At 69.3% G+C, this 11,720-nt stretch carries 11 protein-coding genes; 9 read left to right on the top strand and 2 right to left on the bottom strand.

All coding sequences use genetic code 11. The features are described from left to right. The 7 genes from MKK63_RS03255 to lptB all read left to right on the top strand — a co-directional run. Positions 1 to 1,747, top strand: a 1,747-nt coding sequence (locus MKK63_RS03255) for a potassium transporter Kup (protein ID WP_243998670.1), incomplete at its 5' end; no start/stop codon positions are given. Between the two features lie 78 nt (positions 1,748 to 1,825). Beyond that, positions 1,826 to 2,011 carry a DUF4160 domain-containing protein gene (locus MKK63_RS03250; RefSeq protein ID WP_243998668.1) on the top strand — a complete coding sequence of 62 codons (186 nt, stop codon included), beginning with the start codon at positions 1,826 to 1,828 and terminating at the stop codon, positions 2,009 to 2,011. A gap of 34 nt (positions 2,012 to 2,045) precedes the next feature. Next, complete coding sequence (locus MKK63_RS03245) at positions 2,046 to 2,588, top strand: DUF2442 domain-containing protein (protein WP_243998666.1); 543 nt, start codon at positions 2,046 to 2,048, stop codon at positions 2,586 to 2,588. A gap of 103 nt (positions 2,589 to 2,691) precedes the next feature. Then, positions 2,692 to 4,524 (top strand): molecular chaperone HtpG, encoded by a 1,833-nt coding sequence (gene htpG, locus MKK63_RS03240; protein ID WP_243998664.1) that lies wholly within the window; start codon positions 2,692 to 2,694, stop codon positions 4,522 to 4,524. A gap of 213 nt (positions 4,525 to 4,737) precedes the next feature. Then, positions 4,738 to 5,457 carry an LPS export ABC transporter periplasmic protein LptC gene (gene lptC, locus MKK63_RS03235; protein ID WP_243998662.1) on the top strand — a complete coding sequence of 240 codons (720 nt, stop codon included), beginning with the start codon at positions 4,738 to 4,740 and terminating at the stop codon, positions 5,455 to 5,457. Beyond that, positions 5,454 to 6,140: an LptA/OstA family protein gene (locus MKK63_RS03230; RefSeq protein ID WP_243998660.1), complete on the top strand. Its 687-nt coding sequence runs from the start codon at positions 5,454 to 5,456 to the stop codon at positions 6,138 to 6,140. Before lptC ends, MKK63_RS03230 begins: the two co-directional genes overlap by 4 nt. Continuing rightward, a complete protein-coding gene (gene lptB / locus MKK63_RS03225) occupies positions 6,137 to 7,000 on the top strand; it encodes an LPS export ABC transporter ATP-binding protein (RefSeq protein WP_409564467.1) in 864 nt (287 codons plus the stop codon). The genes MKK63_RS03230 and lptB overlap by 4 nt, the downstream gene beginning before the upstream one ends. Here the strand turns inward: lptB and MKK63_RS03220 are convergent. Beyond that, positions 6,990 to 8,177, bottom strand: a complete 1,188-nt coding sequence (locus MKK63_RS03220; RefSeq protein ID WP_243998657.1) for an MFS transporter — start codon at positions 8,175 to 8,177, stop codon at positions 6,990 to 6,992. The genes lptB and MKK63_RS03220 overlap by 11 nt on opposite strands. A gap of 267 nt (positions 8,178 to 8,444) precedes the next feature. Between MKK63_RS03220 and MKK63_RS03215 the strand changes: the two genes are divergently transcribed. Then, positions 8,445 to 8,642, top strand: a complete 198-nt coding sequence (locus MKK63_RS03215; RefSeq protein WP_243998655.1) for a DUF2283 domain-containing protein — start codon at positions 8,445 to 8,447, stop codon at positions 8,640 to 8,642. Positions 8,643 to 8,738: 96 nt separating this feature from the next. On the opposite strand, the gene MKK63_RS03210 is transcribed toward MKK63_RS03215, so the two are convergent. Beyond that, entirely contained in the window at positions 8,739 to 9,890 is a 1,152-nt protein-coding gene (locus MKK63_RS03210; RefSeq protein WP_243998653.1) for a dimethylmenaquinone methyltransferase, read from the bottom strand. Positions 9,891 to 10,072: 182 nt separating this feature from the next. Here MKK63_RS03210 and MKK63_RS03205 point away from each other — a divergent pair, with 182 nt between their 5' ends. Then, positions 10,073 to 11,386: an MFS transporter gene (locus MKK63_RS03205; RefSeq protein WP_243998651.1), complete on the top strand. Its 1,314-nt coding sequence runs from the start codon at positions 10,073 to 10,075 to the stop codon at positions 11,384 to 11,386. The last annotated feature ends 334 nt before the right edge of the window (positions 11,387 to 11,720 follow it).

Here is an 11,720-nt window from a genome sequence, read left to right as displayed (position 1 = left end):
GTGGTCGCTGATCCTGATCGTCTCGCTCAAATACGCGGTGCTGATCCTGCGCGCCGACAACCGCGGCGAGGGCGGCATCGTCGCCATGCTGGCGCTGCTCGGCGCACGGCATGCCCGGCCGGGCTCGTGGAAGGCGCTGCTTCTCGTGGTCGGGCTGGTCGGGGCGGCGCTGCTCTACGGCGACGGGGCGATCACGCCGGCGATCTCGGTGCTTTCGGCCGTCGAGGGGTTGAAGGTCGATGCGCCGTCGCTCGGGCCGTATGTGGTGCCGATCACGCTCGTGATTCTGGTTGGGCTGTTTATGGTCCAGCACAAGGGCGTGGCCGCCATCGGCCGGGTGTTCGGGCCGGTCATGCTGGTCTGGTTCGTGGTGCTGGTGCTGCTCGCCATCCCGAGCATCCTGCACGCCCCGCAGATCCTCGCCGCGGCCAATCCCTGGCGGGCCGTCGATTTCCTGATCCACGCGGGCTGGCACGTCAGCTTCCTGATGCTCGGCGCGGCGTTCCTGGCGGTGACGGGCGGCGAGGCGATGTACGCCGATCTGGGCCATTTCGGTGCGCCTGCGATCCGCTTCGCGTGGTTCGCGCTGGTCCTGCCCGCGCTGCTGATCCACTATTGCGGCCAAGGCGCCCTGCTCATCGCGGATCCGGGTGCGATCGAGAACCCGTTCTATCTGCTGGCGCCGGATTGGGCGCATTATCCATTGGTTGCGCTCGCCACCATGGCGACCGTGATCGCCTCGCAGGCCGTGATCTCGGGCGTCTATTCGCTGACCCAGCAATCGATCCAGCTCGGCTTCATGCCGATGATGCGGGTGGTCCACACCGATCAGGACGAGCGCGGCCAGATCTACGTGCCGGCGGTGAACTGGCTGCTCGCCGTCGCGACGCTCACCGCCGTCGTGGTGTTCGGCTCTTCCGACGCGCTGGCCGGGGCCTACGGCATCGCGGTCTCGGCGCTGATGGGCATCACCACGCTGCTCGCCGCGTTGATCGCGCTGCGCTGGGGCTACAATCCCGTTCTGGTCTTCGCGGTGAACGGTTTCTTCCTCGTCATCGACGCGATCTTCTTCGCCGCCAACAGCGTGAAGCTGTTCGAGGGCGGCTGGTTTCCGCTGCTGCTCGCCGGCGCGGTCGCTTTCCTGATGCTGACCTGGATGAAGGGCAACCACGTCCTCGAAACTGTCCGGCAGACCATGCGCATGTCGGAGGCGACGTTCCTGTCCCGCCTCGGCTCGCACCCGCCGGTGACGCTGCCCGGGACCGCTGCCTTCCTCACCGCCGCCACCGAGGGCATCCCGATGGCGCTCGGCCGGCTGATCGAGCGCAGCCGGTGCCTGCATGAGCGAATCCTGCTGATCACCGTGATCTACGAGGAGGAGCCGGTCATTCCCGCGCGCGAGCGGGCGCAGGTGACCCTGGTGGCGCAGGGGATCCGCAAGGCGATCTCGAAATACACGCCCGGGATGGAGCGCGTCGTGCTGCGCTACGGCTTCATGCAGACCGCCTCGATCCCCGAGGGGCTGCACTGCGCCGTGGCGAGCGGCCTGCTGCCGCCGGAATATCTGGAGGACATGACGTATTTCGTGGGCCACGAGGTGGTGATCCCATCGCCGACCCAACCCGGTATGGCGCCGTGGCGGGAGGGCCTGTTCGCCTTCATGAAGCGCAACGCCGAGCGCACCGGCGCCCATTTCGGCCTGCCGACCCGACAGATCGTCGAGGTGGGGACGGAGATCGAAATCTGATCGGAGGCACATGCCCCGCCGTTGATCGAGTGCACGTCGTGCACTACTCTCCAAGGGTCGAAGTCCGGTTGATAGGCCGTGCCCACGTTCTACCGCTTCGATGCTTTTCGGATCGAAGTGCGCTCGCGCGATCATAGCCCGCCGCACTTTCACATGATCGGTACCGACTTCCACGCGTTGATCGATATCTGCACGTTGCAGGTCATCCGGGGAACCTACACGCGACGTGCCCTCGCCGAAGTCGTGGATTGGGCAGCTGGATAGACCGAAGCCCTGATGGCGGAGTGAAGGCGCCTCAATGAGCGTGGATGAGGCCGACGCGATCGTAACCGTGGGAGAGCCCTTGCCCAAGCTGGCGAGCGTAACCGTCGCGGATGGTCCCTATACGGTGATGGTGACCTGGGCGGGCGGTACCCGGCTCGGATGCACCGACAAAGTCGATCTCGCACCGGTCATTTTCACCTTCAAGGTCTTCCGCCCCCTCCGGGACGGGACTGTCGCGTTCGACGCGGTGCGGCTCGGCGCCTGGGGGGGATCGATCCGATGGGACGGCCACGACGACCTTAAGATCGGTGCCGAGACGATCGAGGATCTGGCAGCCGCAGCGATGACGAACGCGGAGTTCTCAAATTTCCTACGGCGCAACGACCTGACGCTCGATGCGGCAGCGGCCCAACTCGGGATCGCCCGCCGCCGCGTCGCCTATTTCACCAAGGACCGGGAGATCCCGCGCTACATCGCGCTGGCCTGCCGGCAGCTGGACCAAATTCTAACATCTGGAAGCCGGGCCGACGACAGTCCCTCGGCTGGCCGAGCCGTGGGTGGGCGAGGCCGGTCCTGAACCGCGTGATAGCGCGGCGCTGCACGCGCCCCTCGCATTGAAAACGGCCGCGTTCGCCAGCATATCGCCACCGCGCGTTTTCCCTACAGCGGAGGCATCACACGTGAGCGAGACGATCGAGCGGCATGAATTCGGGGCTGAGGTGGGACGCCTCCTCGACCTCGTCGTGCACGCGCTCTACTCCGACCGCGAGATCTTCCTGCGCGAACTGGTCGCCAACGCGGCCGACGCCATGGACCGGCGGCGGTTCGAGGCCCTGACCTCCGCGGCGAGCGCCCTGCCGCCGGACGCCAAGGTCCGCATCGCGCCCGACAAGGAGGCGCGGACCCTGACGGTCTCGGATGCCGGCATCGGCATGACCAAGGAGGATCTCGCCGCCAACCTCGGCACCATCGCGCGCTCCGGCACGCGGGCGTTCTCGCAGACGCTCGAATCCGCCAAGGCCGAGGACCGGCCGAGCCTGATCGGCCAGTTCGGCGTCGGCTTCTACTCGGCCTTCATGGTGGCCGACCGGGTCACGGTCACGTCGCGCCGCGCCGGCAGCGACGAGGCCTGGACCTGGGCCTCGGAAGGGCAGGGCAATTACACGCTGGAGCCGGCCACGCGATCCGAGCCCGGCACCGATATTGTCCTACACCTCAAGGCGGATGCCGACGAGTATCTGGAGCCTTACCGGCTCGACCACCTCGTGCGGAAATGGGCCGACTTCATCACCGTGCCGATCGCGATCGTGCGCGACGGCAAAGACGAATCGGCCAACCAGGGCACTGCCCTCTGGCGCAAGCCGAAATCCGAGGTGACCGAGGAGCAGTACGAGGAGTTCTACCGCTCGCTGGGCATGAACTTCGACAAGCCCTGGGCGACGCTGCACTGGCGCGCCGAGGGGCAGCTCGACTTCTCCGCGTTGCTGTTCATCCCGGGTTCCAAGCCGTTCCAGGCGCTCGAGAACGAGCGGCAGAGCAAGGTCCGCCTGCATGTCCGGCGGATGTTCATCACCGACGAGGCCGAATTGCTGCCGCCGTGGCTGCGCTTCGTTCAGGGCGTGGTCGATACCGAGGACCTGCCGCTCAACGTCTCGCGCGAGATGCTGCAATCGACCCCGGCGCTCGCCCGGATCCGGCGGGCTGTCACCGGCCGCGTCGTGTCCGAACTCGTCAACCGGGCCAAGGACGCCGAAGGCTACCAGCCGTTCTGGGAGAATTTCGGTCCCGTCCTGAAGGAGGGCATCTACGAGGACTTCGAGCGCCGGGGCGAGATCGCCCCGCTGCTGCGCTTCCGCTCCTCGGCGGTAGAGGGCTGGACCTCGCTCGCCGACTACGTGTCCCGGATGAAGGACGGGCAGGAGGCGATCTACTACCTCGTCGCCGACGATGCCGAGGCGCTGAAATCCTCGCCCCAGCTTGAGGGCTTCAAGGCCCGCGGCCTTGAGGTGCTGCTCCTCTCCGACCACGTCGACGCCTTCTGGCCGGACCAACTCGGCACGTTCGACGAGAAGCCGCTCCGCTCCATCACCAAGGGAGGGCTCGACCTCTCAAAGTTCGCGCTCGAAGGTGAGCAGCCGGAGGCGCCCGAGGGCATCGATACCTTCGTCGCCGCCGTGAAGACGGCGCTCGGCACCGAGGTCTCGGACGTGCGCACCACCGACCGACTGGTCGATTCGGCCGTGGTGCTCTCGGCCGGTACCAGTGGGCCCGATCTGCAGATGCAGCGCTTGATGCGCCGGGCGGGACGCACCGGCGCCGGTCAACCGGTGCTGGAGATCAATCCGCGCCACCCGCTGATTCGCGCCCTGGCCGCCGCGCCCGAATCGGAGGTGCCGCAGGCCGCCGGCACGTTGCTCGACCTCGCCCGCATCCAGGATGGCGACAGCCCGCGCGACCCGGCGGCCTTCGCCCGCACGGTGGCGGCGGCGCTGGCGGCAGCCCACTCCGCGTAGGTGCGGCGGGACAAACAGCGGGCCTCGCGGCGTGTGTCTACGCACATGCCGCGAGGACGGTGATAAGTTCGGTTGATCAAACGGAAATGGTCAAGCCATAACTTCGCCACTGGCCGGGAGCATTGCCCGGTCGCTGGCGCGGGCGCGGTGGGGGCCGCAGGCGTCTGATCCGATCCCTTTCGCGCGCGGCCCGCCGCGCCTCACGGACGCTGCATGAACCCGGTCGAGGCTGAAGCCGGCACCAGACAGGCGGTCGCGGCGGCGCGAACCCGGGCTCACGCCCGGGCGTACCGCCACAGCGGTCGCGTGCGCACGATGCGCCGGCTGATCCCGGTGGCCGCCGGCGGCGCGGTGGCGCTTCTGCTGGCCTACCTGTTCAATCCCTTCGCGGCCCATCTGCCCGGTGTCACGGTCGGCGCCGTGACGCTCGCCGGCTCGAAGGTACGCATGGAGAATCCGCGGCTCGCGGGGTTCCGCCAGGGCACCCGCGGCTACGAGGTGACGGCGGACGCCGCCCTGCAGGATGTGCGCAAGCCGAGCCTGATCGAGCTGCAGCACATGCGCGGCCACATCGCCACCGACGACCAGGGCGGCATCGCCCGCCTGTCGGCCGCCTCTGGCCTGTTCGACAGCGCCCGCGAGGCCCTCGACCTCAAGGACGACATCCGGATCTGGACCGACAAGGGCGAGGAGGCGCGGCTGCGCTCGGCCGCCGTGACGTTCAAGACCGGAGCGATCACGTCGCTGGAGCCGGTGACCGTGTCGAGTTCGCGCGCCACCGTGAACGCCGACACCCTCGACGTGGTCGAGAGCGGCAAGCGGATCTCGTTCGTCGGCAACGTCCATGTGGTCATCGTGAACGAGGATCAGGCCGATAAGGCCGCCCTGCGCATTCAGACCTCGGACGCGCGGCCGGCGGAGGATGCCCGGTGAGCGTGCTCCGCATCCTCTTCGCCGTCCTGGCGTCCGGGCTGGTCCTGGGCGGTCCGGCGCTGGCCGAGAAGCCGGTGGCGCGCAAGGATTCGCCGTTCGGCAATATCGGCGGCAGCGGCAAGGATCCGATCAAGATCGACGCCGACCGACTCGATGTGTTCGACCGCGAGAACAAGGCGGTCTTCGCCGGCAACGTCGTGGCCGTTCAGGGCGACAGCACGATCCGATGCTCAACCATGACGGTCACGTACAAGCGCGGCAAGGATACGCCCGGCAAGGACGCCAAGGGCGCGGTCAAGGACGCCAAGGGCGCGGTCAAGGACGAAAGCGCCGAGGCGGCAGCCCCGCGGAACCCGGCCGAGAACGGCATCCAGAAGGTCGACTGCGCCGGCCCGGTGACGGTGGTGCAGAAGGATCAGGTCGCCACCGGCGACCACGCGGTGTTCGATCAGGATGCCAAGCGTATCGTGCTGACCGGCAATGTCGTGCTGAGCCAGTGCCAAAACGTCACCCGCGGCCAGCGGCTGGTCTACGACATGAATAGCGGCCGGGCCAACATGGACCCGGTCGCGGGCGGTCGCGTCTCGGCCCTGTTCGTGCCGGGCGAGAAGGCCGATGGCAAGGACGGCAAGGCGAAGGGCTGCGCCCAGCCGCCGCCCAAGCCGAAGGCGCAGGTCGATTGAGCGGCGCCGTGGCGTTCCAGGCCGGTCCGCAGGAACCGGCGACCCGGGCAGGCTGGCTCGGGCGCCTGTTCGGCCGACAGGCGCGCCAGCCGGAGGGCGCCGGGCCTGCGGACCTGTCCGCGGCGGATGACGGCGGCCCCGGCATCCTCTGCGTGCGCGGCCTGCGCAAGAGCTACGGTGCCCGAACCGTGGTCCACGAGGCGGGACTCACCGTCCGCACCGGCGAGGCGGTCGGGCTGCTCGGACCGAACGGCGCCGGCAAGACCACGATCTTCTACATGATCACCGGGCTGGTGGCGGCCGATCGCGGCGACATCACCCTGGACGGCCTCCCGATCACCCATCTGCCCATGTACCAGCGGGCGCGTCTCGGCATCGGCTACCTGCCGCAGGAGGCCTCGATCTTCCGGGGCCTGAGCGTCGAGGACAACATCCGCGCCGTGCTGGAGGTGGCCGAGCCCGATCGCAAGGAGCGGGCACGCAAGCTCGATTCCCTGCTGGAGGAGTTCGACATCGCCCGCCTGCGCAAGTCGCCCTCGATCGCGCTCTCGGGCGGCGAGCGGCGGCGCTGCGAGATCGCCCGGGCGCTCGCCTCCTCGCCGACCTTCATGCTGCTGGATGAGCCCTTTGCCGGCATCGACCCGATCGCGGTGGGCGACATCCAGGATCTGGTGAAGCACCTGAAGCAGCGCGGCATCGGCGTGCTGATCACCGACCACAACGTCCGCGAGACGCTGGGCCTGATCGACCGCGCCTACATCGCCCATTCCGGCCGCATCCTCACCGAGGGCACGCCCGAGGAGATCGTGGCGAACCCCGAGGCGCGGCGGCTGTATCTCGGCGAGGACTTCAAACTCTGACGGCCCGCACGCCTGCGCCGGGGCGGCGGCGTGTCAGCGCCAGGAACGTCGCCGTCGCCATCAGCACGCATCCGGCCGTCAGCAGGAGGACGGCCTCCCGGCCGAACGTCGTGAGGACCGTCGCCAGGATCGGCGGGGCGGCCGCCGTCACGAGGTTGAGGGGAAGCGCGATCCGCGAGGCGGCGCGCGCATAGGCGGACTTGTCGTAGAAGGCGAGCGGCAGGGTCGCACGTACGACCGCCAGGACGCCGCTGCCGAGACCGTAGATCAGGATGAACATCATGACCGCGCCTGCGGTCCCGCCGCCTGCGGCGAGCAGGAGCAGCGCCGTCACCACGAGGACGCCGGCGAACACGCCGCTGGTCAGTCCGTCCCACCGGCCGCCGCCCAGGAAGTCGATGCCCCGCGCACCGACCTGGACGATACCCAGCATCGAGCCGTAGCCGACGGCGTCGGGCCGGCTCAAGCCCTCGGCGACGAGCAACTCGATCAGCGTGGCGCTGAGACCGAACGTGACGAACGCGTCGAGGGTGATCCCGCAGGCGATCAGCAGGAACGTGCTTGTCGGCCGCTGCGGCTCGGACGCAGCCGGCGTCGGATCGATTCCGCCAGCGGGCTCCGCGCGCGGCGGCAGGCCCCACCGATACAGGGGCAGGCAGAGGAACCACATCGCCGCCGCGTAGACGAGACAGATGCCCCGCCAGCCACCGAGACCGGTCAGGAAGGCCGTGGTTGGCCAGAACAGGCTGCTCGACAGGCCGGTCGCCAGCATCAGCGCCGCGATCGCCCGCCGGGCGCTGGGCCCGGCAATCTCGTTCAGCAGGATGTTGGCCGCATTGGTCAGCATCGCGCTTCCGGCCACGCCGAGGACGGCCCAGGCCGCACAATACGAGACCGGACCAGCCGCCAGGGCCAGCGCGACGAAGCCCGGACCCGCCAGCGCGCTTCCGGCCGTCATGACAGTCCGCGCGCCGTATCGGACAAAGGCATGCCCGAGGATCGGCGCGGACACGCCCATGGTGGCGTAGACAATTGCGTTTCCGGCAAAGACTGCGGCCAGGTCCATCCCGAGATCGGCCGCCACTAGGGGTGCGACGACCGCCGTGAGGCCGACGCTGCCCCAGCCGACGATCTGGCCCATGGCGAGGACGCGGATACGCGTGCGGGCGGGGCGCATGGGCGATGGTGTCTCTTGGTCCGGACAGCGGCCACGCTCAGCGAGGGCTGAGGATACGTCCGCATTGGCGCGCGACAAGAGAATGTCGGAAGGCCGCGGAACCGTGTTCGCGGTGCGAGGGGAATGGCCGTGGAAACGGTCCGCGTACCCGAATGCGAGGAAGCATGTGCTGCGCGTGGTATACGAGCCGCTTCAGGACGGCGCGGAAGCCTTGATCATGACGGCTTTGCTCGATCGAGGTCGTACGCGCGACGGGAGGAAGACGCGATGAAATCCGCGTACGGCCCCGTCGTTGACGCGCTGTACATTCGCCTCGCCGAGAGGTGCGTGGTCGAGAGCGAGGAAATCCGCCCCGGTTTCGTTACGGATCTGGATGCGGACGGCCGCATGGTCGGCGTCGAGATCCTCGACGCCAGCGAGCAGGTGGCGCCCGGGGCTGTGCTGGATCAGCCTCACGCGGCGTGAGCCGATCGCGAAGCGCCCCTTCTCTGCGGCGTTCCGCCCACCCTCATGACGCAAGCGGCAAGCGCTCCTCCGGATGGGTGGCCAACGCGGCCGACATCACCCCTTCCAGTTCTTCAGCGCCGCGAACGGGCTATCCGAGCCCGCGGGCTTCTCCGGGTTCAGCACCGGTTCCACCTGCGCGATGGCATCGGCCATCGAGAAAGCCGAGCCGTTCTGGAGCCGGCCGCCCGCGGCGTCCCGGTGGCCGCCGCCGCGGAACAGCCGGGCGCCGTCGAGCGCCGTGCCGTTGTTGGAGCGGAACGACAGCGTGCCCATCCGCTGGACGTTCACAACGCGCGTCGCCCGGCCGGCATCCATGATCAGGTCGGACACCCGCTGGAAGGTCCCGGAATCGAGGGCGAAGGACAGGAGCGTGCCGTCCTTCAGCGGGCGGAACAGCGCGTCCGAGCGGGCGAGCGCCCGGGCGAGGCGCATGCGCGTGGTGAGCGCGGGATCGTCGTCCGGCGCGTCGCGCAACAGGGCCTCGACCACCCCGGTGCGGATCGCGGTGGCGCGCTGTTCGAGCGCGGCCGGGCTCGCCCCCGTCCGCAGGGTCTCGGCTGCGGCGAGCAGGATGTCGGACACGAACCGGTCGTGCCAGGGATGCCCCACCGGCACGAAGCTCGACACCGCCTCCCAGAACATCTCGTCGAGCGCCAGGCCGCCCCGGAAGGCGGGGCTTTCCTTGCGCCAGATATCGACGGCGTCGATCGCGGCGAGCAAGCTGGTCAGGTCGGTCTGGGGCTCATGCGTCGCGAACAGGGCCCGATGCTCGAAGGTCATCCGCGTGGCGCAGATGTCCTCCTCGATCAGGATCGCGATCTCCGGATCCTCCATGTCGACCCGGTTGAGGCCGGGCCGTGCCGCGTCGGCGGACGGGTCCAGCCCGAGGCGACGCAACTGATCCAGGGACGAGGCGTGGTGGTCCAGGACGACGAGGCGGTGCTTGCGACCCTCATCGCGGCGCCGATTCAATGCGGCGAACTTCTTGAGGCCCGCGATGGTCTGTTCCTCTAGGCCGAGGTCGGTCATCAGCAGGGTCTCGCCCTCGGCCGCCCGGCCGAGGCGCTTGACCTCGTCCTCGAGGACCGGGCCGACATCGCTGTAGCGCGGCACATGGATGACGCGCTCGACCGTGGCGCAGGCGGCCGCCACCGTCGAGGCGCCGTAGCCGTCGAGGTCGTGATGGGTGATCTGGGTCAGGCGCACGCGGAGCTGTCTCGGACGGTGACGGAGGAGGACGGTCTACGACGGCGGAGCCCCGGAGGCGAGGGGCGACGGCTCTTCCGTCCGGCGGCGTTCGGTGCAGAATGCGTGTGGGCCGTCATTGAGTCGCAAATGACCGGACGGTCCCGGAGCCCCGAACGGGCCCGTCATTCGGGAGAAACGCCATGGCCCTGGCCGCTTCACCGCGCGTCAAGCGCATCCAGACCGTCTCGCTCGCGCTGCTGGTGACGGCCGGGGTCGTCAACTACGTCGACCGCGCGACGCTGGCGGTCGCCAATCCGCTGATCCGGGCGGATCTCGGCCTGTCGATCCCCGATATGGGCCTGCTTCTCTCGGCCTTCCTGTGGGCCTACGCCTTCGCGCAGCTTCCGGCCGGTGCCCTGGCGGACCGGCTCGGCCCGCGCCTGACGCTCACCCTCGGCCTGACCTGCTGGTCGCTGGGCCAGATGCTGGGCGGCGCCGTGACCTCGTTCTGGCAGTTCGTGAGCGCGCGCATCGTGCTCGGACTCGGCGAGGCGCCGCATTTCCCGACCTGCGCCCGGGTCTCCCGCGACTGGTTCAACATCCGCCAGCGCGGCACCGCCACGGGGATCTGGAACTGTGCCTCCTCTCTCGGCACCTTCCTGGCCCTGCCGCTGCTGACCTTCCTGATGGTCAGCTTCGGCTGGCGCGCGATGTTCGTGATCATGGGCGCGGCGGGGCTCGTGCTCGCGGCTCTTGTCTACGCGGTGTTCCGCAACCCGCGCGAGTCGAACCTGACCCCGGCCGAGCGCGCCTTCTTGGAGGAGGGCGACGCTCCGAATGCGAGCCGCTCCGTCACCTGGAGCGCATGGCGCCGGCTGTTCGGCTTCCGCACCAGCTGGGGGATGATCGTCGGCTACTTCGGCTGCATCTACATGACGTGGCTCTACACCGCGTGGCTGCCGAGCTACCTGGAGATCGAGCGCCACTTCACCCTGCAGAAGACCGGGCTCGTCGGCTCGATCCCGTTCGCGTTCGGCGTGATGGGCGGCATCCTGGGCGGCCGCGTCGTGGACATGCTGGTGCGCCGCGGCGTCGATCCGATCCGCAGCCGCAAGATCCCGATGGCCGCGTCCCTGGTGGCGACGGCGTTCTTCACCGTGGTGGCGGCCCTGACACCGAGCGACACGCTGGCCATCGCAAGCATCTCGGCCTCGCTGTTCCTGGTCTACATGAGTTCGTCGGCTGCCTGGGCGATGGCGTCGGTGGCGGCGCCGGCGAGTTGCACCGCCTCGCTGGGCGCGATGCAGAATTTCGGCGGCTACATCGGCGGCGCCCTGGCGCCGATGGTGACCGGGTTCATCGTCGGCGGGACGGGCCACTTTTCCATGGCGTTCATCACCGGCGCGGTGATCGCCCTGGTGGCGGCCTTCGGGTACTGGACGATGATTCAGGAGCCGATCACCGAGGAGGCTCCGGCGAACGGCTTCGTCGGCGGCCTGCACCCCGCCGAGTAGGCCTGCTTCGGCGAACGGGTCGCGCCACGCGCCCTCCAGCGAGGGGGGTGATTTATCCCGCATGGCTGCGCGCGTTCCGCGGCGGAACCTGATCGTTGCGTCTCAACGGTCAGCGTCTCCGGTGCCGAAATCCCCCCCCCCCCCCCCCCCCCGGGCGGCACGGCCCGCGCCCCACTGGCCGAACGCGCCCTCCGCCGGTGGGGGCGGCGCCCCCGCGAGCCCCGTCCCCGGCCCCACCCGGGTGCGGCGCCTGGGTAGCGCCGCCGCCGCCCCGACGCCCTCCACCCGCGCACCCCCGCCCGTGCCTCTCACCGCCGGCGCACACTGCCACCCC

The sequence above is a fragment of the Methylobacterium sp. J-088 genome, from assembly GCF_022829295.1.
In the GTDB taxonomy this organism is placed as follows: Bacteria; Pseudomonadota; Alphaproteobacteria; order Rhizobiales; family Beijerinckiaceae; genus Methylobacterium.
This window is presented reverse-complemented; position numbering and strand designations above follow the sequence as displayed.

Bases quoted from the DNA above. Each gene is read 5' to 3' on its own strand.
- MKK63_RS03245 (WP_243998666.1), top strand. From the start codon at position 2,046: ATGAGCGTGGATGAGGCCGACGCGATCGTAACCGTGGGAGAGCCCTTG.
- lptC (WP_243998662.1), top strand. From the start codon at position 4,738: ATGAACCCGGTCGAGGCTGAAGCCGGCACCAGACAGGCGGTCGCGGCG.
- MKK63_RS03220 (WP_243998657.1), bottom strand. From the start codon at position 8,177: ATGCGCCCCGCCCGCACGCGTATCCGCGTCCTCGCCATGGGCCAGATC.
- MKK63_RS03215 (WP_243998655.1), top strand. From the start codon at position 8,445: ATGAAATCCGCGTACGGCCCCGTCGTTGACGCGCTGTACATTCGCCTC.
- MKK63_RS03205 (WP_243998651.1), top strand. From the start codon at position 10,073: ATGGCCCTGGCCGCTTCACCGCGCGTCAAGCGCATCCAGACCGTCTCG.